Source organism: Thermostichus lividus PCC 6715, assembly GCF_002754935.1.
In the GTDB taxonomy this organism is placed as follows: Bacteria; Cyanobacteriota; Cyanobacteriia; order Thermosynechococcales; family Thermosynechococcaceae; genus Thermosynechococcus; species Thermosynechococcus lividus.
The window spans coordinates 1,650,348-1,674,150 of the sequence record NZ_CP018092.1; the positions used below are offsets into that span (position 1 = coordinate 1,650,348).

The following is a 23,803-nucleotide window of genomic DNA, read 5'->3' on the forward strand; positions in this document are numbered from 1 at the left end:
AAGGATAGCTGTTGTCTGCGGTCGTTGTGGAGATGTGGTTTCGCGGCTCAATGGCTCATGACTTCTTGCGGTGATCCTTCATTGAGCAATTCTAGCCGTTGTTGCGTGACAGGATCACTCGGAAAAAAATTATCGTCTCCTTCCTGTACCAGCAACTCTGTACAGGGAATGGTATCTGAGAGAATCGCACTCGCCATCATGCCACAATGAACTTCAAGCTGTGCTGGACGCGGGCACTCAAATACAAGTCGTTGTCCTGGAAAAACAACCCGCTCAAAATACCAATTGGCAATATTCGTAATGCGCACCACCTGTATTTTGCTGGTGACGTTGGCATAACAGCAGAGGATGCGATCGCAATTATCGTGAGGGACGGGATCAAAGATTTGCGGCATACGACAATGATATTTTTTATAAAAGACTCTTTACCCTGATTAGCCTAACACTGGATTTTTGATACGGTTGTAAACTCAACTACAAGATTGCTAATTGATCCCCTGCCAATTTTTGGCTGATCCCCACAGCATCCCCCCTAGAATGTGCTACAACGTGAACAGATGTAACAGTCTTTTAAGAATTTATCGCACTCATAGATCTGTGCCCCATGACGCCTCGTGTCCTGTACGTTCGCCTGCCCTGCAACCCCATCTTCCCCATTGGGGTGGTTTATTTGGCCGACTATATCCATAAGCAACTGCCCCACCTTGAGCAGCGCATTTTTGACTTGGGCACAGTCCCCCCCTTAGACTTCCGGGCTGCCCTCAGCCGTTGCATTGATGAGTTTCGCCCCACCCATCTGGTATTTTCATGGCGAGATATTCAAATCTACGCCCCTGTGGGGGGGCGCGGCGGTAATCCGCTGCAACATGCCTTTGAGGTCTATTACGCTCGCAATCCGTTTGTCAAATTGCGGGGGGCGATCGGTGGGCTACGGGTGATGAGTGCCTACTACGGCGAACTGTGGCGGAATCTAAGTTTAATTCGTTTGGGGTTGCACCATGCCAAGCGCTACCATCCTCAGATCACCACCATCGTGGGTGGTGGTGCAGTTAGCGTCTTTTACGAGCAACTGGGTTCCCAACTGCCCCGGGGCACCATTATTTCGGTGGGCGAAGGGGAAAGCCTACTGCATAAGGTGCTCACAGACCAATCGATTCAAGGGGAGCGCTGCTATATTGCTGGGGTGGAGACCCCCCGCGATCGCCTCATTCACGAATGGCCGACCCCCATTGAAAAAACCGCCTGTAACTACAGCTATATTGAGCAGATTTGGCCAGAATTTGAATACTACCTACAGGGGGGCGACTTCTATATCGGTGTGCAGACCAAACGGGGCTGCCCCCACAACTGCTGTTACTGCGTCTATACCGTTGTTGAAGGTAAGCAGGTGCGCATTAACCCGGCGCAAGAGGTGGTTGCGGAGATGCGCCAGCTTTATGAGCGCGGGGTTCGCAACTTTTGGTTTACCGATGCCCAGTTTATTCCGGCGCGTAAGTTTATCCCTGACGCTATTGCCCTGCTGCGGGACATCTTGGCAGCGGGGATGACGGATATTCACTGGGCGGCCTATATCCGGGCGGACAACCTTACCCCCGAACTGTGTGACCTCATGGTCAAAACGGGGATGAACTATTTTGAAATTGGTATTACCAGCGGTTCCCAAGAATTAGTGCGGAAAATGCGCATGGGGTATAACCTGCGCACGGTGTTGCAGAACTGCCGTGATCTAAAAGCCGCAGGCTTTGCGGATCTGGTGTCGGTCAACTATTCCTTTAATGTCATTGATGAGCGCCCCGAGACCATTGCCCAAACCATTGCCTACCATCGTGAGCTGGAGCAGATTTTTGGTGCCGATAAGGTGGAACCCGCCATTTTCTTTATTGGCCTGCAACCCCACACGCACCTTGAAGAGTATGCCCTCAAGGCAGGCATTCTGCGCCCGGGCTATAACCCCATGAGCCTGATGCCGTGGACCGCTAAAAAGTTACTTTGGAACCCTGAACCCATGGGCAGCCTCTTTGGCGAAGTCTGTTTGGCGGCGTGGCGAGAGAACCCGAACGACTTTGGCCGCACAGTCATGGACTTACTGGAGCAACGGTTTGGCCGTGCTCCCCTTGCTGCGGCGCTGTCTGCCCCCCTTGAGGCAGAGGTTCCCCCGTTGGCGATCGCCCATCGGTAAAAAAAAACGAAATAAAACGCCCATTCCCCCTTAGAATGTTTCCTAGATCATTTCTGGCAACAATGAGTTAGTAAATAGAGGAAGGGATCAGGTGGTTAGAGTCGCTATCAATGGTTTTGGGCGCATCGGTCGGAACTTCATGCGTTGCTGGTTACAGCGGAAAGCCAATAGCAAGCTAGATATTGTTGGCATCAACGATACCTCCGATCCCCGCACCAATGCCCACTTACTAAAGTATGACTCGATGCTAGGCATTTTCCACGATGCCGAGATCAGCGCGGACGACGACTGCATCTATGCCGACGGTCAAGCGGTGAAGTGTGTTTCTGATCGCAATCCTGAAAATTTGCCTTGGAGCGCGTGGGATATTGACCTTGTCATTGAAGCAACGGGAGTCTTCACCAGCCGTGACGGTGCCAGCAAGCATATTAGTGCTGGGGCAAAAAAAGTCTTAATCACTGCGCCGGGTAAGGGTAACGTGCCCACCTACGTGGTTGGGGTCAATCATCACACCTACGATCCCAGTGAAACCGTGGTGAGTAATGCCAGTTGTACAACCAACTGTTTAGCTCCCATTGTCAAAGTGCTGCATGAGCATTTTGGTATTCAGCAGGGGATGATGACCACCACCCACAGCTATACCGGTGACCAGCGGCTGCTCGATGCCAGCCACCGGGATCTGCGGCGGGCACGGGCGGCGGCAATGAATATTGTGCCGACCTCCACTGGTGCTGCCAAAGCGGTTGGATTAGTTATTCCAGAACTGCAAGGGAAGCTCAACGGTATTGCCTTGCGGGTGCCAACACCGAACGTGTCTGTGGTGGACTTTGTGGCACAAGTCGAAAAACCGACCATTGCCGAGCAAGTCAACCAAGTCCTCAAAGAAGCCTCGGAAACCACCATGAAGGGGATTATCCACTACAGTGATTTAGAGTTGGTCTCTTCTGACTATCGGGGGCACTCGGCCTCTTCAATTTTGGATGCATCCCTTACCATGGTGCTGGGGGTAACCTCATCAAGGTAGTGGCTTGGTACGACAATGAGTGGGGCTATAGCCAGCGGGTCTTAGACCTTGCGGAGCACATGGCCGCCCACTGGCGCTAACAATGTAATCCTGTTCACTGGTTCGCAACTCAACATGCAAGATAAAGCAATGTTAATGATTCCGGGGCCGACTCCTGTGCCGGAATCGGTTCTTTTGTCCCTTGGTAAGCACCCCATCGGTCATCGCAGCGGTGAGTTTAGCCAAATCATGGCGGCGGTGACGGCTGGGTTAAAGTGGCTGCACCAAACTCAAAATGAGGTGCTTATTCTAGCGGCTAGCGGCACTGGGGCAATGGAGGCGGGAATCATTAATTTCCTCAGTGCTGGCGATCGCGTTGTTGTCGGATGCAACGGTAAGTTTGGCGATCGCTGGGGCGAGGTTTGTGATGCCTATGGCTTAACCACTGAGCGCATTAGTGCTCCGTGGGGGCAGCCCCTGAACCCTGATGACTTTAAGGCAGTGCTTGAGGCGGACACCGCCAAAACCATCAAAGCGGTGATTGTCACCCACAGTGAGACCTCTACTGGGGTCATCAATGATCTTGAGGCTATTAACCGCCATGTAAAAGCCCATGGCCAAGCGCTGATCATTGTCGATGCCGTAACCAGCTTGGGAGCCGTGAGCGTCCCCATTGATGAATGGGGGTTAGATGTCGTTGGCTCAGGGTCTCAAAAGGGGTACATGATTCCGCCGGGGCTGGCGTTTGTGAGTGTCAGCCCAAAGGCGTGGGAGGCATACAAAACAGCCACCTTGCCAAAGTTTTACCTAGATTTGGGCAAGTATCGCAAAGATGCAGCAAAGCACACGACCCCCTTCACGCCTCCTGTCAACCTCTTTTTTGCCCTAAAGACAGCTCTAGAAATGATGCAAGCGGAAGGGTTAGAAGCCATCTTTCAACGTCATCAGCGGTTAATGCAGGCCACTCGAGCGGCAATGAAGGCCTTAAACTTGCCCCTTTACGCTGCCGATAGCTGTGCTAGCCCTGCTATTACGGCGGTTGCCCCCCAAGGCGTTGAGGCCGAAAACATTCGCAGCCTTATGAAAAAACGCTTTGATATTGCCCTCGCAGGCGGACAGGATCACCTCAAGGGGCAAATTTTCCGGATTGGCCACTTGGGGTTTGTGGGCGATCGCGACATTCTGGCAGCGGTGAGTGCCCTCGAAGCAGTGCTCGCAGAGTTAGGCTACACTAACTTTACCCCTGGGGCTGGGGTGGCTGCCGCTAGCCGTGTGTTGAGCACCGCCTAAGTCAATGGAACCGTGGTTCGAGGCGGCGGCTGTACGGCATGCACGGCGCTTGTGCGCTAGCTTTCAGCATTGGACGGGGCGATCGCTCCTGCCTCAGACCCCCCAAAATGATCTTGACCTAGCCTATGAGTTGTTCCACTGGTCATATCCCGTGCTCTCCCACGGGAATCAAGCAGATCCTATCCTCAACTACGGTAACCAAGCGGCCTTAACCCTGTGGGAACTGTCATGGTCAGAGTTAGTGCAAATGCCCTCGCGACTCACGGCAGAACCCATGGCGCAAGCGGCGCGGGCGGCTCTACTGGCTCAAGCTGCAAACCAAGGTTACGCCAACAACTACAGCGGCATTCGTATCTCCCGCTCCGGTCGGCGCTTTCAGATCAAGAATGCGTGGATTTGGAACATTATTGACGAAACAGGTCAGCCGATTGGGCAGGCAGCAACCTTCAACCAGTGGCACATCCTGTAACATTGATCTATTTCACTGCTAAGGTGGGGAGACTGGTGGCCATGAAAGAGCGATTGACCCATTGGTTTCATCAGGTACAAGCCTTCCGCTACACCCGTCGTACCGATGAAAGCCTCAATTTCTTAGTACAGCAGTTGTATGGCGAATCCCATATCAATGTTCCCTATTTGGTGCTAATTGTTAGCTCCTGCGCGATCGCCACCTTTGGTCTGCTCTCTAATAGTGCGGCGGTGATTATTGGAGCCATGGTCATTGCACCACTCATGCTGCCCATTCGCGGCGTAGCCCTAGCGGCTCTCATGGGCGACATTAAAATGTTTCGCGAAGCCACCCTCGCACTGGCCGTTGGCACTTTTATCGCTATTGGTATGTCATGGCTCATCGGTCTGGCTGTAGGGCTAGAAATCTATGGCAGTGAAATTATGGCGCGATCGCAGCCCAATTTGCTGGACTTGGGAATTGCCGTTTCTGCCGGAGCCATCAGTGCCTATGCCATTGCCGAACCGCGAGTCTCAAATACCTTGGCCGGAACCGCGATCGCCGTAGCTCTCATGCCCCCCGTCTGTACCATTGGCCTAGGCTTAGCCCAACTCAACACCAGCCTGAGCGTTGGCGCAACCCTGTTGTACCTCACTAACCTCCTAGGCATTACCCTAGCCTGTATGGTGGTTTTTGTCATTGTTGGCTATATTCCTCTCCATCAAGGTCGGCGTGCACTGGCCATCGCCTTTGCCCTTACAGGATTGTTAGTCATTCCCTTGGCTGTGAGCTTTAGTCGGTTATTGCAACAGGTGCGCCTACAACAGCAGGTACGACAAGTGTTAGTCGGGGGAACCATTACCTTTCGCACCCTCGACCTTCTCAGTATGGACACAAGTTGGGTGAGCGATCCTCCCGTTATTCGCGTAAATGTACGTGCCCGTGAGCCAGTTACCCCCACCCAAGTTGCCTTGATGGAGGACTTTATCGAGCGGCGCATGAATCAACGATTTCGCTTAATTCTTCAAGTCTCCAATGTTGAAGAAATTCAAGCAGAGCCTTCCCAGCCCTAAAGACGTCAAGGAACGTCGCACCGCGAATCAACTTGACCTTTAGGATCATCAAGACGTTCCTCAATTAAGGAGTTCAGTGGCGATCGTTAGTAAGCCAAGTTTGAAAGCATTAGAGAGCGAATACTCCTCCACCTGCTACGCGAGGTGGCGGTGTCTTAATTAGAAGGATTTATTCAATCAGCAATGCTGACAAGTTGACTGGATGAAAGAGGCATCCTCCGCCTTTAGGCAGGGGGAGGATGTCAGAACCACAAAAAAGGGAACCCGATGATGAGTTCCCTGCATGCATTACGATTGAGCGAAGGAGTGTCTAGAAACTAAAGGTGGTTCGCACTGCCCCGACAACAATAGGATCGTTGTTGGAGTTACTATTGGGGTTAATAATGGCAATGATACCGGGAGTAATCGAGATATTCGGCATCACTGCAAACCGGTAGAATCCTTCTAAGTGGAACGAGTTGAACGCCGTACGACTCACTGGCGCTGCCGGTAAAGGCGCAGGCAAATTAGCGACGAAGGTGTTGCTCAGGCTAATCGTTTGCGGTGGCTGACCAAAGATAAAGCCCAACACATCCCCTTTATTCCATAGATCTGGAGAAGCAAGCGTAACCGCCCAGTTCAACACTTCAGCGCTGTTGGCACGAGTCGGATAGTCAAAGTTGTTTTGTACACCATTCACACTCGAATAGCCGACCCAACCAGCAATGTTAAACTTCTGAATCGGGCGATAGGTAAACTGGAACCCTAACGTGTCTGCTGTGCTGTTGGCAAAGCCAATACGGGTTGGGTTAGCTGCTGAGAAGTTCCCTGTGCTGCCGGTACCGCCAAAGGGATCAAGACCAAAAGAGCGCACATAGGTTAAGCCAAGAGCCACATTTTTGACCGGGCGCACATCCACTTGTGCCAGCGCGGCATAGGCACCATTAAAGAAACCGTTGGTATTCCCTACCGCGTTATTGAAACCTCCAGGATTGCGGGCATTGCGGAAAGGATTACCAGAGGTGGGGGCAAGATACCCCACGTTTAGGGTCACCCCAGTTCCCCGCTCTTTGTTTTGCACGACATCGTACTTAAAGGTAACCCCCGCTGCGGCCGCGGCATTTCCTGCGCGATAGATGGGGTTAAAGCGACCAAAGCGAGACAGCGCACCCGTATCGCCGGATTGCAGTAGCGGGTTAAAGGTGAATACGTTGTCGTTAAACTCACCCCCCACAAAGTCCAGCACCATGAAGCCACGAGTCGCTACAGGGAAGCTGTAAAACCCTTTTTGTAGGGTAAAGGCATTAGCTGAGGTGCCGTCATATCCTAACCGCCCCATGTTCGTGCCAGTCAAACCCGCATAGCTCACAATGTTTGCTGACTGCAAACGCAGGCGCAGGCGGTCTTTGCCGTAAAAGCTCGTATCAAAGTTAATACGGGTTCGTTGGTTAACAACAGGGTTGTCGTCAACGGTTAGCCCGGGGTTAATCAGTCCGGGGGCTACGGCACGGTCATTCGTCAGCACATCCGACACGTTGAAGATGACAGTGGCGCTCAGTTTGGTTATGGTGGCAAACTGAGTGGCTTCTAGGTTGGCAACCCGGCCTTCTAGGTTGGTGACCCGACCTTTCACGAGTGCCAGTTCGTTGGCAAATTCCTGCATCAGTTTTTGCAGGGTGGCGAGGTCTTCCTTCGTCGCAAAGCGATCGCTAATCACATCGAGGCAAGCATTCAGAGCAGCAGCCAGCTCATAGCGAGTCGCGGCGCGGTTCCCACGGAAGGTGCCGTCTGGATAGCCTGCAATACAGCCATATTTTTCAACCAAGGAGGCTAAGGCTTGGTAGGCCCAGTCGGTCGGGCGTACATCTGAAAGTTGGTTAACCGAGGTCACTTGGGGTAAGTTGCGCTGGATACCCAAGCTCCGCTCCTGTGGCTGGGATGCGGCGGGGGCAATAACTGGCCCAGATTCTAGTTCTGCTACCGAGGGCATGGGAGCCGCCGTACGCCGATTTTGGGCAATTAGCTCAGAGGTTGTGGGCAACGTTGTTAGGGGTTGCGCCCCAGGGGTGGGGACTTGAAACTCTGTGGCGCTGATAGTCGTCAAAGAACTATCGGCAGCGGTGGCTGCACTGGTGAGCGTTCCCAATACGAAAATCGGCGAGGCCAAGGCCAAGCCTAAAACAATACGAGACATACGTTTTACTCCCTTCACTCCTCAATGAACTTGACTTGGCCAGAGGACAAGCTCCCAACCAAGACAAAGTCTTAACTCCAGTCACCATCTATAGTACTAAGACATCAACGGGACTTATGCACGGTGCAGAGGTGGGTTCAATACGAACTTTTGATCTCTGCCCTAGCAAAACTCATTACCACGAGTGTAGCACTCCACCTTTAGACCATCAAGGTTTAGGTAGCTCTTCGATCGAGGTAATTCAGCGTGGTTCTAGAGTAACACCCAGCATAACTCTTTAGGAGCTATGAGATAGGGTACTTCTAGTCTGGTTTTACTGTACAAACATTGAGGTTATGTCAGGGTTAAGCACGGTTTAAGTTTTGCTGTTACTTTCTTTAAGCTGAGGGGGGTTTCTTTGTTTCGGAGGTGCTCCAGCTATTGCTGACGGACTGGCCAATGCCTTGTAAAATCCCCCGGCCAATCAGTCCTAGCCCGCGGCCAATGACTTGGGTCAGTAGGTAAATGACCCCTTTGCCCACCCAAGCGACCACAGCACGCACTGGTGGCGCAAGGGCATCCCGGGTTTCTAGGGCAAGGGTGAGGGCGTAGGGAATGCCTTCGAGTTGTAGCAGTTCCTGTTGCCGTGGGAGGGTGAGGGTAAATTCCTGAATGCCGCGATCGCTCAGGCGCAGCAGCACCAGCCGGCTTTCAAAGATGTTTTGGGGTTCTTTGACCCACCGCTGCCACCGGTAGTGCCAAGAGAGGGTGTTACGGAAGCGTTCCATTTCGCGGCTAGAAATGTACTGAGCACTAAAAAAGGTTTGCTGGATGGGTGCGCTGTAGCACAAGCGATTCAGCAAGGGGTAAACGATAGCATTAGCAAGGGTAAGCAGCCAATGATCCAGAAGGACATCAAGAATGTCCAAGGCCTCTGGAGTGCCGTAGCGGTAGGTGTGCTGATTGATATTGAGGGGATGCTGCCACAGCAGATGCGCCAGAAACTCCGGTACTAAGGGCAGCGGCGTGAGAAAGACATCTACTACAACATCGGCATCGGCTAATAAGGTGTCAATGAGATCGCGATCGCCCCCAAGATCTAGGTAACGGTAGGGGCTAAAAAATTCCCGTAGGCTCTGCTCCCACAGATCCCGTAGCAGGCGATCGCGCCGGTGCTGCAAAAAGTCTTGATTCGGGGATGTTGCTTGCAGCGTCCGCACGAACGCATCCCATTGCTGCACAACGGTATAGAGTAACTCCCGCCGTTGTGGCACCCTGAGCACATCCAGTTCGAGGGGGCGGCTGGTAAAGTTAAGCAAGTCTGACTTGGTTCGCTCTAGACAGCGGTCAACGAGTGTAGCTCGTAATTCCACCGTTGGCTGCGGCAGATTGAGGTGCACGGGCGGTGGTGGAGCGCTGGGCTGGGGTAAAAAGCGGGCAACTAACCAGCGAGCGGCACGAATTTCACGGTGTCGCCCTTCGCATATGAGGCGCTCAAGGGAACCAAGGCTAGCCTGGCCTAGGTGCTGATCCAGTGCTCTCAGCCATGTGTCCATTTCCATTAACCCCTCCTGTAGCAATTGGTACCGCCAGCGATTGAAGGGGTTAGGAAACAACGCTTTCAGCGGTGGGTCTGGGGGGGTCAGGGTATGGATGATCTCTCCTTGGGTAATGGCTACTATTCCTGCCACCAGTTCACTAAGGGCAATCTGGCGGGGGTAAATGCCTTCCACGCCAGCCTGTTGGGCGGGCTGCACCAATTCCAGAGCCGCTGGACGCACCGTCAGAATGACCCGTAGGTTTGGATAATGGCGTTTGATCCACTGCCATAGCCATGGTGTTACTGCATCATTCACGGTGGTTTGGGCATCGCATAGGAGTAACCACGGCTGGCGATCGCTCTCCAGAGGCGCTGTCCCAAGGTAGGTGATCAGATCATTGCCATTGGTAAACACCAAGGGTTCAACCCCAAGCTGCTGGCGAATTCCCACCGTCAGCCCTAGTCGCACCACCTCCTCCCCTTCCACAAGGAGCAGGCCAACGGAGGGGGGTGATGGTGTAGGAGTACTCGTCATAGTTGTCTTATAGCGGTGGTTAGCCCATGTTCCCAGAGCGACTATTGAGATATTGACTCACCAAGCGCGCCATGACAATAGCCGAGTACATCTGACCAAAAATCGCCTCTAGGTTGGCGATCGCCATCCCAAAGGGAGTCGTTGGTGTAATATCCCCATACCCTACACTCGTGAGGGTTGTAAAGCTAAAGTACAACAAACTAATTGACTTCTCTCCTCCTTGAAAGAGAGGAGATTCCCAAAGGATGCTACGCAACGGGCTGAAGCCGCGTTGCTTCGCTTTTCCCTTGAGCTGTCACCCACAACTTAATGCGGGTGGGGGCAGTCAAAGACCCCCTACCAACTCCGCTCAGACTCAATCCAAGCATCGTCGCTACTTTACGCAGGATGTTGGCAGCGCCATTACAATCCGCGTTGATGTACCAATTCTGAGCAGTCCTGAACAAGCCTCGCTTCGTCCGCTTCCCCGATGACTTCCAGCTATCAGGTTTTTCACCGAATGTCGGCAAAAAGTCACCATCCACAAACGATGCTTGAGAGGTATACGACTCCTCAGTTTCAACAAACTCTATCCCGTACTGCTCCGCTAACTGAGCAATCCGCTCTTTCAGTCTCGCAGTTGGGATCTGCACAAACTTCTGATTGGTCTTCTTGCCCAGGTTGGAACCGTCCTTTTGCCGCGGGTTCCAGCCAAATACAATCCGACCAATCCGGTTACGGGTGCAATGGTCAATTACAATCCTAGCCGCTTTGTTCACTGCATCACGTATCTGCCGATTGCGCTTCTCAGTGAGTTGTGCCAGTCGCTTTGACCAAAAGCCTTGAGGCTTACCTTCTTTCAGCTTGGCAATTTGCTTGTTGTACCAGCGGTTCAACGATTTCAGGTGCAGTCCATCCACAATGAAGCTGGTTCCCACATTGCTGACGCAGGTGAGCCAGTTGTTTAATCCCGAATCGATGCCCAGCACCCGCATCGGGTCTACATCAATCTGAACAGGTTTCAGACGATAGACAAACTCAGTGTAGAAACACCCATTGCGCGGCAGAATCCGCAGTTCCTTGATGTCCTCAAATTTGAGATTGGAGGGCATGGGGACAGTAAACGAATCAATCTGAAACCACACTTTCACTAACTGCCCCAGCGGAACCCGGATCATCCCATCAACCAACTTCAGCGCTTGTTTGGGATAGCTGACTACTGCCAACCCTCCCTTCTTGCGGTAATTTGGCATCTTGGGTTTCTCTGCCAGTTCTCCACCTTGCCACAGTTTCAACAATGCTCGGTAGGACTTAAACGACTCGTAGACCGAAATCAAGGTTTGCTGTGCAGCCTGGGAGTAAAGAGCTTGGAAGTGCTTACTGGTCTTGTATTCGTAACTCAGGCTATGCTTGCCAATCCACTGCCCGGTCTTAAAGTGCAGTTGACGAGCATAGTAGATGCCCTGATTGGTTAGCTTGTTTGCCTCAGAGCAGACAAATTCCATCACCCCCTTAAGTTCGTTATTGGGGTTGAGCAAAACTTGCTGACATCCAAACATGGTGAGTTTATGCAACAATTGTCTATAGCGTAGCACAGATAGACAAACCGGTGAACTATGGACTACCAGAAAAGCCGCAATGCATCGAATTAAGGGGCGAACTGCACGGTTCCTCAGACAGGAATTCCCTAATCCATTAATGAAACTGCCGTCCATGTGGACATCCAGTGACTTTGTCTCAACGGCTGGCAATGTTAGCAGCGAAACAATTCAGCGCTACATTGAAGCTCAGGGCAAGAGTAATTGACCTTACTAGGGGCTAAAGCCCCCTGAGTTGGCTGTATCTCCTCGCTAAAGCGGAGGGGTTTTAGCCCGCCCACATCACTCCTATAAACACAAATCCCCCCCCGAATCGAGTCACCAGTAATCACATTGGCTCTGAAAATTCTTCGTAAAATCAACACAACAGCCATGGCTGTGATTCCCAAATGAAACCCATTGAGCACTAGAGAGATACGCCGATAGTCGGCATCCAGCAGAACCAGAACCACTTCCACCAAGCCGACCGCAATGGTCATCATGAGAAAAAAAACTAACGTCCGTACCTGAACCTCAAATGTGCGTAGGGTAAGAGCCACCGCCAGAGACACAAGGGCAATATAGGTCAACATCGATGCACTTTCACCATCGACCAGCGTCGGCAGAACCAAAAGCAAAATTTGCGTCGCCAATAACTGAGTATATTTATTCTCAAGGATGAAATGATGTGGTTTGTAAGCCATGGGACAACACCAGTGGCAGGATGGGTGGCTCTCCTTACAAAAACAAAAAAGTAAGGGGCAAAGGATTGCTCTTACAATACGGTAAAGCTATTGTCGCGTACAGATGCAGCAACCCCGTAAAATAGAGGTTGAATGGCTAGAGGATGCAGTAGTCTTGAGTAAAGCGGAACGGGATGCCTTGGACAACAAACTGTCGCAGCGGTTTATTCACCTTGATCCAGCGGGTTACTTCATCATCTACATTGATCACGAGCAGCAACGTATCTGGATGAAGCACTACCCCAATGCCATCAATGAAAAAGGCTTAGCCGTTGATCCACAGACGGGGGAACCTATCCCCACTAAGGGGAAGGTACTGCGGGAACCGGATGTGGTTCTCAGCGGTCGTACGGCAAAGGAGTTGTGCATTGAACTCTTTGAAAAAGAGCGAAAGTTCGTCACAATGTTTGACCATGCGGCTTACCTTGGCCGCGAGCTAATGCGGGCACAGTTCTGTTTGGACGCGGGCATTGACTATATTCAAGATTAGACCATTCATGATTAGCCAAACGGGTCGGCGGCAGCAGTGGCGGCTTTGGCTGGGGCTAGCGGTACTAGGGCTGTGCGCTCTTGTAGGGATGGGGCTAGGGGCGATCGCTGCTCCTGATTTTAGTGGCACTGTGGATGTGTTACCCCTCAACGCCCAGTTAGGGGCGCAAATTTATCTGCGGCGCTGCGGTACCTGTCACTTGGCTCTCCCCCCAGAAACCATGCCTGCTGAGGCTTGGCAGGTCTTAATCCAAGATACCAATCACTATGGGGCAACCTTACCTCCTATTCCCCGTCCGGAAATGATCCCGCTGTGGAACTATCTGCGCACCTACTCCCGCGCCTTAGGTGCTGATGCTCAGATCCCTTTCCGGGTGGGGCGATCGCCGTTTTTTAGAATTTTGCATCCCCGGGTGGAGTTACCAGAACCCGTGACCTTTGGCAGTTGCAGCCAGTGTCATCCCAAGGCCACACTGTTTAACTTTCGGGAGTTGACCCCAGAGTGGCAACATTCCCCCTAGAATGTTTAGCGAAAGGTGAATTCCCCACCGCCTCATGTTTTCTGCGTCATCAAGTCGCTATTCCAGTCGCGCCCAACGCCTGATTGCCCGCCGTCGCTGGCTGATGCAGGAGTGGTTGACGGTCTTGGCGACCTTCTTGTGGGCAGTGGTCTTTCTCAGCTATTGGCTACAGGGGCGGCTGGGGCTACTCATTCACCCCAATTACTTTGCCTTGGCGATCGCCGCTGGGTTTCTGTTGCTTGCAGTGAGCGGTTGGCAAAGCTGGCGGCTGTGGCGAGGCGCCACTGCGCCGATGCAGCACGTTACCCTGTTGCCACCGGCTTGGACACTTGCCATCTTAATTGTGGCAGCGGTCATTAGTTTGCTCATTACCCCCCGTCCCTTTAACAGCGATACCGCGATTCACCGTGGCCTTGACGAAGGGTTAACCGTTACCCGCAATAGCCCCGCCACCTTTCGCCTTAACCAACGACCGGAGGATCGCACCCTCATTGATTGGGTTCGCACCCTCGATGTCTATCCTGAACCGGATGCCTACGCAGGCTTACCGGCTAAGATTGATGGCTTTGCGGTTCACAGTCGCCAACTTCCAGACAATTACCTGACACTGACGCGGTTTGTGATCACCTGCTGTGCTGCCGATGCTTACCCGGTGGGCTTACCCGTTAAACTGCCGCAACCCCGCCAAGCCTATCCCCAGGACCAATGGTTCCGCGTTGAAGGGCAAATGGCGACGGAAACCCTAGGAGAGCGACGGCAACTGGTACTGGTGGCAACCACCATTACCCCTATTCCAGAACCCGATAATCCATTTATGTACTAACCCGAATGCTGTTCCATCTGGTTCACTTACCGTACTGGATTGTGTTGGGGATGGGGGTTTTACTCTTTTTGACCGTCATTGTTGGGGATATTGGTGATGAAGATGCAGAGGTGGATACCGATGCTGATGCCCTTGAGGTGGACATCGATGGTGAAGAGGGCATCTCCCTGTTGACCCTACTGCACTGGCTAGGCGTGGGCAGAGCACCTCTGATTTTGCTACTCGCCCTAGACTTTAGCCTTCTTGGGGTTCTGGGGTGGTTATTGAATGTGCTGTTCTATCTGGTCAGTGGCGGCTGGCCGATGGGGGGGTGGGGGGCACTCATTGCCATCGTGGCGATTGGGGGTTCCCTCGGTCTTGGTAGTCTCTGCTCCCGGCCATTGGGACGGATTTTTGCCCAGTTTAGCGAGGATGCCAGTGGCGATCGCCTGTTGGGGTGTCAAGGGCATGTCAGCTCTGCCCAAATTCCGCCCAGCGGAGCTGGCATTGGCCAAGTCAGCGTTTTAGATGCAGCGCGTAACCGTTTGACGGTGCCTGCCGTGCTACCACCGTGGGCAACCGTTATCCCCCAGTACCGGCAAGATGTCCTCATTATCGATCGCCAAGGCAGTGAGTATGTGGTGATTGCTAAAGACAGCTTAGACGAAGGACTATGGCTGCGCCAGCAAAAGCAACCCAGCGACGAACAACATTCCTAGGCACAGCCTACTTGAGTTCCCTGCCAAAGGGAAGTAAGCCCAAAATCATCAGCTTGAAGTGCTGCCGGGCAAAGGGCAGACCAATCACGGTAATTGCTAAGATCACATCGGGTAGGGCTGGAAGCCCCGTACTTCAGTGCGGGGAGGAAAGCTCCTTTAGCAACTTCAGTTGTTTTAGGTTATAATTGTACTGCGGACACCAGAAACGGTTGTTCAAGGCACTGGTAACGGTCGATTGGGGGTGTTGTAAACCACCCCAGAGGCTCGCGGTTGGCTTGCTAACTGCAGGGCTACTAAAAGCTCCCTGCTTTAGCTGGGAGTAGTTTACGCCCCAGATCAAATGATTGAGGGCAATCCCCCAACCAATAATAAGTAACCAGAGAATATTAAAGATCATGGTTAGGGTACTATTGGCACTGGGCAATTGCACAATCTCTTTGCCAAAGGGGAGCAGGGTACTCCAGCCCAGTTGAATGGCTTTCAGGCCAAAGGGAATCCCAATAATGGTTAGACAAAGGCTCAGACCCCCAATCATATAGCCAATGCCAGTAAATAGCCCCCCAAAGATTAGCCAGATCAGATTGCCAAGCAAGCTCATGGATCTGTTCCTCACCAATTGCATGTACTAGCCTTAGCCTAGCAAGTGCCGTTGCCGCCATGATCACCCGTATTAGGAATGCTTATCCCCGATTCCTTAAGGAAAGTTTATATTGGAGAAGTAAAGGCGTAATGTTTGGTAATGCCCATGACCCTTGCTGCACTTATGGTGACGCAGGCTGAAGCCCTCCGCGGTCTGTTTCAGACATTGACGGCAACCAGTTGCCCCTACCACTACAACTTTCATCTCCACACCATTTATTCCGATGGCCAGCTCACCCCACAGCAAGTGGCGCAGCAGGCAATGATTCACGGTCTAAAAGGGTTTGCCATTACGGATCACCACGCCCTCGAGGGCTATTTCCAAGCCCGAACCTACATTGAAGCCTACCCAGGGAGCGATCGCCCCCAAGTGTTCACCGGCATTGAAATCACCGCCCAACTCCTTGACACTGAAGTCCACATCCTTGGCTATGGCTTTGATCCTAACGCACCTGTTCTCCACCTCTACGCCATGGGGTCTGCCCCCCAAGGGGAGTTGGCACGGGCAGAGCGGGTGATTGCTGCCCTGCACGAGGCGGGTGGCTTAGCAATTTTGGCACACCCCGCCCGCTATCGGCTCCCTGCTGAGCAACTCATTCCTGCTGCCATTGCCCGTGGCATTGATGGCATTGAAACCTATTACTGCTACGGCAACCCCGATCCGTGGGAATCAACCCCAGAGACCACAGCCATTTTCCACCAAATTGCCGTAGAGCACCAGTTACTCGAAACCTGCGGCACTGATACCCATGGGCAAGACATCCTCGTACGGCGCTAGATGACAGGCACCGAACTTCTCATCACCGTGGGGGCGATCGCCATTACATGGTTCGTGCTGCGCTGGCTAGTGGGGGTGATGAAACTGACCCTAGGCACAGCCCTGAAAATTGCCGCTGTGGTCTTATTGCTGCAACTCGTGTTTGGGATTGGCCCAGAGCGACTCTGGGAATACTGGCGACAGTTGTGGTCAAGTATCACCAGCCAATGAATTCCAAAGCTACTTCACGGTTTCTGGAAGGGTATGCTACGCTCTAGTGTGATCTGAGCGACCTATCCTCGTGCGATCGCCAGTTTACTTGATCTTACAACCGTTAGGGAGAAACCGTCCGTGTCCCATTCTGTAACCCTCATCCGTGGTGATGGTATTGGTCCTGAAGTTGCCGAGGCCACTCGTACAGCCATTGACGCAACGGGTGTGAAAATTGACTGGTTAGTCGTGGATGCCGGGGTGGAGATGATGGAGCGCTACGGTACTCCCTTGCCCGATGAGGTAATCGACGCCATCAAGACTACCAAAACCGCCATCAAAGGTCCAATTACGACCCCAGTGGGCACCGGCTTTCGCTCTGTGAATGTGGAAATTCGCAAGCGGTTAAACCTCTATGCTAACCTCCGTCCCGCCAAATCCATTAGGGGGGTCAAAAGCTACTTCCAAAACATTGATCTGGTGATTGTCCGCGAAAACACTGAAGATCTCTACGCCGGGATTGAGTTTGACTACACCAGCCCAGAAGCCGCCAAAGCCCGTGCCTTTTTAAGTGAACTGGCGGGCAAGCCCATCCGTGACGATGCAGCCATTGGCGTGAAGCCGATCTCGGTTGGCGGGAGCGATCGCATCATTGAGTTTGCCTTTAAGTACGCCCAAGCCAACCATCGCAAAAAAAGTGACCGCCGTACACAAGGCTAATATCATGAAATTTACTGATGGCCTGTTTCTGGAGCGGGCGCGGCAGATTGCCCCCCACTATCCAGCCATTGAGTTTGAAGACCGCATTGTTGACAACATGTGCATGCAACTCATGCAAAAGCCGGAACTCTACGATGTCATGGTGATGCCCAATCTCTACGGCGATATTCTTTCAGATTTGTGCGCAGGGATGATTGGCGGCCTTGGGGTTGCCCCCGGTGCCAACATTGGCGATGAGTATGCGGTGTTTGAAGCCATCCATGGCTCTGCTCCCAAGTATGCTGGACAAAACAAAGCCAACCCCACCGCCCTGATTTTATCGGGGGTTCTGATGCTCCAACACCTTGGGGAAATGGAGGCCGCCCACCGCCTGCAAGCTGCTGTGGAAAAAGTCATCGGTGAGCAGAAATCGGTGACCTACGATTTAGCCCCTCCCGGCCAAACTCCCGTCGGCACCCAAGAAATGGCAGCGGCTATTGCTGAGTACGCTGCCCCCTAGCCCACCAGCAGGTTCTCCTCAGGGTACTGAATATTAGACGGGCGGGGATCACCCATGATGGCGGCCATCAGTAGCAGAATGCCCACCCGCCCAGCAAACATCGTTACCACTAACACAAATTTAGAAAACACCGTCAACCCACTCGTAATACCGGTAGAAAGGCCAACGGTTGCAAAGGCGGAGACCGTTTCAAAAAGGATGTTAATAAAGTTGATCTCCGGGTCGGCGATCGCAATCAAGGTGGTTGAAATCAGCACCGTAAACATCGAGCCAACGGTCACTGCCACAGCTTTCATAATCAGGGTGGGGGGCACTTGGCGGCGATAGAGCAGCACCACATCCTTACCTTGGAGCGTTGATTTGGTAATCCCAGCAAGAATACGGAACGTCGTTGTTTTAATGCCCCCTGCCGTACCGCCAGGACTACCGCCAATAAACATTAAGGCAATCATGATAAAGAGGCCGCTGTTTCTAAAGCTGCCAATGTCAACGGTGTTAAAGCCTGCGGTGCGAGCAGTTACCGACTGAAACCAAGCAAGGAGTAGCTTTTGATCAAGGGAAAACTGACCAAACGCTTCTGGTGACCGAAACTCCGTTAGCAAGAGCATGACTGTTCCTAAAATCAACAGTACTCCCGTCGTACTGGTTACAATCTTGAAATTGAGACTAAAGGTCATTTGGCGAGCCTTGCGCACTAAGTAGCGAGGTCGCCCCCAGTGCCGTAAACAGTCGGTCAGCCACAGGTAAAATTCAAAAATCACTTCATAGCCAATGCCACCAAAAATAATCAGAGCAGAAATGACAAAATTGAGCGGCACTGAGGTTTGGTAACTCATTAGGCTATCGCTAAAAAGGCTAAACCCGGCATTATTCCAAGCACTGATACTGTGAAAGACTGCTAGCCATAGTCCCCTTAAATCTCCGTAGTCTTGGCGAAATATGAACCAGAGCAACAACGTACCGGTAATTTCAAAGAGGAAGGCCAACCCCAAAATTGAGCGCACCAGTTGCCGCGCCCCCTGAATCCCCCGTCGGTCAAGAGCCTGTTGTACCGCTATTTTCTGCCGCAAATTAAACTTCCGTCCTAGCAAAATAATTAGAAAGGTGGTGGCGGTCATATACCCTAAGCCTCCCACCTGAATGAGCAGCAGAATGATCAAATGACCAAAGGTCGAAAAATGCGTCGGGGTATCAACAATGATGTGGCCGGTCACGCAGACCGCTGACGTGGCTGTAAATAGAGCAATGACAAAGGGGTTCCACTGGCCGTTACTGGTGGACCACGGTAGCCATAGCAACAGCGTACCCACCGTAATGACGGCTAAAAACCCTAAGCAGATCGTGCGCGGAACAGTGAGCATGAGATCAAGGAGATCGATAGAGGGGTCCCACGCTAATCTATCAAGTTCCGTCGCTGTGCTCCAATAGCGTCACGTTGGTCTTAGGGAGCGGCTTAGTTGCGGATGGGGCCATTGTAGTCTACCGTTGTGCGCCCATCGGCTGCCACAGTCACAATGGTTTCCAGTGATGGGGTAGAGGCGGGCACCCCATTAGTTACTCGATAGCCTAGCACCCGGAAGGTATAGGAGCCATCAGCATTGCGCACGTAGGGAGCCTGCAACACTGGACCGTGCATCGATTGATCGGCTCGATAGCGGGTTAAACCACCATTGACCCGCTCAGCCGCTTGCCGGGCATAGTTGCGTGCCCGCACCAATTCGGCAATGTTGGTGGTCATCGGTTCGTTAGGTGTACCCCTCAGCCGCCGCTCCTATCCTTCCGCGGCTTGTCGAAGCGCGGGGATTCTCGGAGGTTGTGTTGAGAGGAATGCTTGCAGCGTCAGCTTTGGCGGTGTGCCGTCAGATCTAAACCAATGACTTGGGTATGTTGCCCCCGGGCTTGAGTGACCCCAATGGTGCGCTGTGCGGCCTCAATCATTGGACGACGGAGACTAACCACGATAAACTGAGCATCTTGACTTTGCTGCTGAATCATTTTTGCCAGTCGCTCTACGTTGGCTCCGTCCAAGAACATATCCACTTCATCAAAGGCATAAAAGGGTGAGGGGCGATAGCGTTGCAGGGCAAAGATAAAACTCAACGCTGTCAGCGACTTTTCTCCCCCGGACATCGAGGCCAACCGCTGCACCGGTTTACCTTTGGGGTGCGCCACAAGGTTTAACCCTCCGGCAAAGGGGTCTTCGGCATTTTCGAGCTGTAAGTACCCATCCCCGTCAGAGAGGGTGGCAAAAATCGTCTGAAAGTTGGCATTGACTGCTTCAAAGGCCTCTCGGAAGGATTGATGGCGCAGGGTGGTAAAGTTTTCAATGCGCAGCAGAATTTCGGTGCGCTCGGCCTCAAGAACGGCCAGCTTCTCCTGAAGTTCGTTCAGGCGGGCTTGGGTTGCCTCAAATTCACTAATGGCTAGCATATTCACTGGCTCTAGGCTGCGCAGGCGTTTTTCAAGGGTTTGGCACTGCTGTTGAATATCTGTGAGGGTCAGTTCAGCGGGAACCTCTGGCAGCGGATCTGGCAAGGGGGGATGTTCAATGGTCTCTAGTTCACGGTACTGGCGTTGAAGAGTGGCGATGGTTTCTGCAGCTTTTTGCTGTTGCCATTCCAGTTGTTGGTAGGCTTGCTGCGCCTGTCGCAGTTGATAGTCTTGGCGATCGCGATCGCCTTTGAGGGTTCCCAATTGATCTTCAAGGCGGCTGAGGGTCTGCTGCTGCGCTTGAATTTGAGCGGTTAAATCCGCAAGGGTCTGATCAAGGATTTGCTGTTGGCAGAGGGTGTCCTGTTGAGTGCGGCGGAGGCGGTCAATGTCGGTGTCGGTTTGCTGCAGGTCGCGCCCTACCTGCTCAAGCTGACGTTGGAGGTACCCTAAGGCTTGATCAAACTGTTGAAGAGCGGCCACAGCAGCGGCATACTGCGTCTCTTGCTCCTGTAGTTTGCTTTGCAGTTGTTGCCAGTGCTGGTGGCTTGGGTTGGCCTCTAGGGCACTCAGTGCCAGTCGCTCTGCCGCGAGTTCTGCGTCTAGTTCAGGGAGCCGCGTTTGCAGTGCCGCCAGCTCGGCTTGGCTGATGTGCAAATCCGTGATGACTTGCTGGTGTTGGCGCTCTAGTTCCTGCTGTTGGCGCGCCTGCTGCTGCTGTTGCTGTTGGAGGTGCTGCCACTGTCGTTGGCGATCGCGGTGGGTTTGCCGTGCCTCCGCAAGGGCTTGGCTCAATTCGTTGACAGCGGCTTGCTGTTGGCTGCGCTCTTGCAGTAAGCGATGGAGTAAACGTTCGATTTCGCTGAGGCGATCGCGCAACTGTGTCATTTCCGCTGACTCTTGGGGGGTGCTACTCTGGCCAAAATGCAGTGTACTAGTGCGGCTGTGGCTACCACCGGTCATAGCTCCTGAGGGTTCTAATAGCTCTCCGTCGAGGGTGACCATGCGATACTGCCCCAAATACTGGCGAGCGGCTTCAAGGGTATTAAAGACCACTGTGGTGCCAAAAACGTAGGCAAAAATCGGCGCATACTCGGGAGCAAAGGTCACTAAGTTCAGGGCGTAGTCAAGGGCACCGTCCACAGACAAGGGCGCAAGCGGTTTGGGACGTGCTATTTTATTCAGAGGTAAAAAGGTTGCCCGACCCGCCCGCTCCCGCTTGAGGATGGCGATCGCCGCTGCCGCCACACTGTCATCCGCCACAACAATATTGCCAAGGCGCGCCCCGGCGGCAATCTCTAAGGCTAATTGGTATGGGGGAGCCACCTGGCCAAGTTGAGCCACGGTGCCCAACACGCCGGGCAAGTCCGCGTTCAAAATCAGGCGTGCGGCATAGCTGCCTTGGGTTTCTTGCACCGCCTGCCGACGCGCATCCAGTTGATCTAGTTCCCGCTGTTTTTGGCGTTGCTCCCGCTCTAGGCGTTGGTAGGTGTCCTCCGTTAGAGCCAGGTGGTGCTGAGCTGCGGCGAGTTGCTGGGCAAGGGTTTGTACCTGCTGTTCACTGGTGGTTAGCTCTGTAGTTGCCCTAGCCAGTGCACTCGTCAATTCTTCGTGCTGGCTTCTGAGGGGCGATCGCCGCCTGCTCTAGGTCTCCTTGGCGGCGGCTCAATTGGTGCGATCGCTCCAGCAGACGCGAAAGTTCACTGCGCCCGGGTTCTAACTCATGAATGATCTGATCAATGCGTTGCCGCCGTTGACGATGCTCAGCAAACCAAGCTTGGGCAGCAGTACTCAGGTCTTGGGCTTCGCGGCGCAGTTGGTTGAGGGTCTCCTCCGCGGTAGCAGCCGCCTGTACCAACGCTTGCCGCTCGTGGGTCTGCTGCTGGGCGAGTTGCGCTCCTAGCTGCTGCTGCTGTGCCAGTTGCTCTTCGCGTCGAGCCTGCTGAGCCTGTAACTGCTCCCCTATAGACTGTTGCTGCTGTTGCAAGTCCTGCTGCTGCCGCTGGCATTGTCGCTGCTGTGCTTGCAGATCCGCCAAGTGAGCCTGCACCCGCAGATACTCCTCTTCGCCGAGCGCCTTGACCTGTTGATTGAGCTGCTCAAGGGTAGTGATGGCGGCAGCAATCTGTGCCTGCTGTTGCTCAAGTTGCTGCTGGCGGGTTATCTGTTCCTGTTTTAGCTGCTGGAGTTGTGCCGCCAGTTGAGCTTTCTGCTGGGCGTGGGCTTGCCACTGCCGTACTAAAAGCCACTGTTCCCGTTCCTGTAGCTCTTGGCGCAGGGCTTGGTACTTTTGGGCTTGGATCCGATCTCGATCGAGGCGATCGCGCCGCTGAATGAGTTCATGTTCAACAATCCGAAAGCGCTCCTCACGCTCCTTCACCGTGTCAAGTTTTTCCCGCGCTTGGGCAATTTTGCGGTCAAAATCTGCCACCCCCGCTAATTCGTCAATGATTTCGCGGCGCATTTTGGCATTCATCGAAATAATGCCAGTCACATCCCCCTGCAACACCACGTTATACCCTTGGGGATAGATGCAAAACGCCTGTAACTGCTCGTGCAGTTCATTGAGCGTGCAGGGTTGGTCATTGATGGCATAGGTCGAGGTATAGGTGCCCTGCTTTGTTACCCGCAACCGCCGCGTTACCCGCCATTCAGCGGTATCATCAAGGGCAAAGGTCACCGTCACTCGGGTTTCCACAACACTGTGACCACGGCGCGTTTGGCTGTGGTTCACTAAATCTGGCAAGCGCTCCGCCCGCATTCCCTTAGAACCGGCCAGCCCCAAGGCAAACAGTAGGGCATCCAAAAGGTTAGACTTCCCCGATCCATTCGGCCCCGAAACAACGGTAAAGCCCGGTAACAGCGGAATCAGCGTTGTGCCGCCAAACGACTTAAAATTCGTGAGTTCAAGCTGCTTAATATACACAGGCGAGGATGCGTTGCCAACCGTTTCATTATGCACAAGAATGCCATGAGCGCACGAGGCCAGTAGCGCGATCGCCTGTGGATGAACTCAAAGACCTAAGTCTGCCAAAATATCGGTGGCATGGGTGTCCGTTTTCACACTGGTATAAACGTGGGTAATAATGCCATTGCCATCAATGACGTAGGTCACCCGCTTGGCATAACCCCCACCATCAACATCGTAGGCTTTGATAATGGACTTGTTGACATCGGCGAGTAGGGGAAAGGGGAGACTAAATTTTTCGGTAAATTTTTGGTGAGAGGCTTCGTCATCACCACTGACCCCCAATACAACAATACCTTTCTCCTGATACGCCGCGTAGTTGTCCCGGAAGCTACAGGCTTCTTTGGTGCAGCCCGGGGTGTCGTCCTTGGGATAAAAGTAGAGAACAACGGTTTTACCGGCAAAGTCGGCCAATGAGACCGGCTTACCCGTTGTATCTGTGGTAGTAAAGGCCGGAGCAGGGGTGCCAACCGCTAACACCATAGTGAAACATCTCCCAGTTTTAAGTTTTGTAACTATATTATCGGCAA

The 23,803-nt window shown here is 53.0% G+C and carries 18 protein-coding genes and 7 pseudogenes; 13 read left to right on the forward strand and 12 right to left on the reverse strand.

The features are described from left to right. Positions 1-47: 47 nt before the first annotated feature. On the reverse strand, positions 48-395 hold the full coding sequence (locus BRW62_RS08310) for a DUF1830 domain-containing protein (RefSeq protein ID WP_099799049.1): 348 nt from the start codon (positions 393-395) through the stop codon (positions 48-50). Positions 396-604: 209 nt separating this feature from the next. On the opposite strand from BRW62_RS08310, the gene BRW62_RS08315 reads away from it, so the two are divergent. The 5 genes and pseudogenes from BRW62_RS08315 (at position 605) to BRW62_RS08335 (ending at position 5,993) form a co-directional block, all read left to right on the forward strand. Then, positions 605-2,179: a photosystem II high light acclimation radical SAM protein gene (locus tag BRW62_RS08315; RefSeq protein WP_099799050.1), complete on the forward strand. Its 1,575-nt coding sequence runs from the start codon at positions 605-607 to the stop codon at positions 2,177-2,179. 91 nt (positions 2,180-2,270) lie between these two features. Next, positions 2,271-3,283: pseudogene (locus tag BRW62_RS08320) on the forward strand (type I glyceraldehyde-3-phosphate dehydrogenase). 34 nt (positions 3,284-3,317) lie between these two features. Then, positions 3,318-4,472, forward strand: a complete 1,155-nt coding sequence (locus tag BRW62_RS08325) for a pyridoxal-phosphate-dependent aminotransferase family protein (protein WP_099799051.1) — start codon at positions 3,318-3,320, stop codon at positions 4,470-4,472. 4 nt (positions 4,473-4,476) lie between these two features. Next, the gene (locus BRW62_RS08330; protein WP_099799052.1) at positions 4,477-4,941 is read left to right on the forward strand and encodes an MEKHLA domain-containing protein; all 465 of its coding nucleotides are present in this window, start codon (positions 4,477-4,479) and stop codon (positions 4,939-4,941) included. Between the two features lie 41 nt (positions 4,942-4,982). Further along, complete coding sequence (locus tag BRW62_RS08335) at positions 4,983-5,993, forward strand: DUF389 domain-containing protein (protein WP_099799053.1); 1,011 nt, start codon at positions 4,983-4,985, stop codon at positions 5,991-5,993. Positions 5,994-6,303: 310 nt separating this feature from the next. Here the strand turns inward: BRW62_RS08335 and BRW62_RS08340 are convergent, their stop codons facing one another. The 4 genes and pseudogenes from BRW62_RS08340 to BRW62_RS08355 all read right to left on the reverse strand — a co-directional run bounded on the left by BRW62_RS08340 (position 6,304) and on the right by BRW62_RS08355 (position 11,758). Continuing rightward, the gene (locus tag BRW62_RS08340; RefSeq protein WP_099799054.1) at positions 6,304-8,166 is read right to left on the reverse strand and encodes an iron uptake porin; all 1,863 of its coding nucleotides are present in this window, start codon (positions 8,164-8,166) and stop codon (positions 6,304-6,306) included. 377 nt (positions 8,167-8,543) lie between these two features. Beyond that, entirely contained in the window at positions 8,544-10,220 is a 1,677-nt protein-coding gene (locus BRW62_RS08345) for a DUF3685 domain-containing protein (protein WP_099799055.1), read from the reverse strand. Between the two features lie 19 nt (positions 10,221-10,239). Beyond that, positions 10,240-10,422, reverse strand: a pseudogene (locus tag BRW62_RS08350) (potassium channel family protein); the annotation flags it as partial. A 46-nt stretch (positions 10,423-10,468) separates the two neighbouring features. Then, entirely contained in the window at positions 10,469-11,758 is a 1,290-nt protein-coding gene (locus tag BRW62_RS08355; protein ID WP_099799057.1) for an RNA-guided endonuclease InsQ/TnpB family protein, read from the reverse strand. Positions 11,759-11,837: 79 nt separating this feature from the next. On the opposite strand from BRW62_RS08355, the pseudogene BRW62_RS08360 reads away from it, so the two are divergent. Then, positions 11,838-12,005, forward strand: a pseudogene (locus tag BRW62_RS08360) (IS200/IS605 family transposase); the annotation flags it as partial. Here the strand turns inward: BRW62_RS08360 and BRW62_RS13080 are convergent. Next, positions 11,953-12,480, reverse strand: coding sequence for a hypothetical protein (locus BRW62_RS13080; RefSeq protein ID WP_157768342.1), 528 nt, complete (start codon positions 12,478-12,480; stop codon positions 11,953-11,955). The pseudogene BRW62_RS08360 and the gene BRW62_RS13080 overlap by 53 nt on opposite strands. Before the next feature lie 103 nt (positions 12,481-12,583). Between BRW62_RS13080 and BRW62_RS08365 the strand changes: the two genes are divergently transcribed. Genes BRW62_RS08365 through BRW62_RS08380 form a run of 4 tightly spaced genes read left to right on the forward strand, consistent with a single transcriptional unit; the run spans position 12,584 to position 15,050 of the window. Beyond that, complete coding sequence (locus BRW62_RS08365; protein WP_198405959.1) at positions 12,584-13,009, forward strand: DUF4346 domain-containing protein; 426 nt, start codon at positions 12,584-12,586, stop codon at positions 13,007-13,009. Between the two features lie 7 nt (positions 13,010-13,016). After that, positions 13,017-13,529 carry a cytochrome C gene (locus BRW62_RS08370; protein WP_099799058.1) on the forward strand — a complete coding sequence of 171 codons (513 nt, stop codon included), beginning with the start codon at positions 13,017-13,019 and terminating at the stop codon, positions 13,527-13,529. A 34-nt stretch (positions 13,530-13,563) separates the two neighbouring features. Beyond that, positions 13,564-14,352, forward strand: a complete 789-nt coding sequence (locus BRW62_RS08375) for a TIGR03943 family putative permease subunit (RefSeq protein WP_099799059.1) — start codon at positions 13,564-13,566, stop codon at positions 14,350-14,352. A 5-nt stretch (positions 14,353-14,357) separates the two neighbouring features. Continuing rightward, positions 14,358-15,050 (forward strand): OB-fold-containig protein, encoded by a 693-nt coding sequence (locus BRW62_RS08380; RefSeq protein ID WP_099799060.1) that lies wholly within the window; start codon positions 14,358-14,360, stop codon positions 15,048-15,050. A 7-nt stretch (positions 15,051-15,057) separates the two neighbouring features. Here the strand turns inward: BRW62_RS08380 and BRW62_RS14735 are convergent. Then, positions 15,058-15,156 (reverse strand): annotated as a pseudogene (locus BRW62_RS14735) (YccF domain-containing protein); the annotation flags it as partial. A 219-nt stretch (positions 15,157-15,375) separates the two neighbouring features. After that, positions 15,376-15,648: pseudogene (locus BRW62_RS15240) on the reverse strand (YccF domain-containing protein); the annotation flags it as partial. Positions 15,649-15,795: 147 nt separating this feature from the next. Between BRW62_RS15240 and BRW62_RS08395 the strand changes: the two are divergent. The 3 genes and pseudogenes from BRW62_RS08395 to BRW62_RS15245 all read left to right on the forward strand — a co-directional run bounded on the left by BRW62_RS08395 (position 15,796) and on the right by BRW62_RS15245 (position 17,875). Beyond that, the gene (locus BRW62_RS08395) at positions 15,796-16,467 is read left to right on the forward strand and encodes a PHP domain-containing protein (protein ID WP_227517324.1); all 672 of its coding nucleotides are present in this window, start codon (positions 15,796-15,798) and stop codon (positions 16,465-16,467) included. Then, positions 16,468-16,677 (forward strand): hypothetical protein, encoded by a 210-nt coding sequence (locus BRW62_RS08400; protein ID WP_099799061.1) that lies wholly within the window; start codon positions 16,468-16,470, stop codon positions 16,675-16,677. A 120-nt stretch (positions 16,678-16,797) separates the two neighbouring features. Beyond that, positions 16,798-17,875, forward strand: a pseudogene (locus BRW62_RS15245) (isocitrate/isopropylmalate dehydrogenase family protein). Here BRW62_RS15245 and BRW62_RS08410 read toward each other — a convergent pair. The 4 genes and pseudogenes from BRW62_RS08410 to BRW62_RS08425 form a co-directional block, all read right to left on the reverse strand. Then, complete coding sequence (locus tag BRW62_RS08410) at positions 17,872-19,236, reverse strand: TrkH family potassium uptake protein (RefSeq protein ID WP_099799062.1); 1,365 nt, start codon at positions 19,234-19,236, stop codon at positions 17,872-17,874. The pseudogene BRW62_RS15245 and the gene BRW62_RS08410 sit on opposite strands and share 4 nt — an antisense overlap. Positions 19,237-19,328: 92 nt before the next feature. Next, positions 19,329-19,613 (reverse strand): hypothetical protein, encoded by a 285-nt coding sequence (locus tag BRW62_RS08415; RefSeq protein ID WP_198405960.1) that lies wholly within the window; start codon positions 19,611-19,613, stop codon positions 19,329-19,331. A gap of 101 nt (positions 19,614-19,714) precedes the next feature. Next, positions 19,715-23,231, reverse strand: a pseudogene (gene smc, locus BRW62_RS15250) (chromosome segregation protein SMC). A gap of 87 nt (positions 23,232-23,318) precedes the next feature. Further along, entirely contained in the window at positions 23,319-23,756 is a 438-nt protein-coding gene (locus BRW62_RS08425; RefSeq protein WP_099799063.1) for a peroxiredoxin, read from the reverse strand. Positions 23,757-23,803 lie beyond the last annotated feature (47 nt).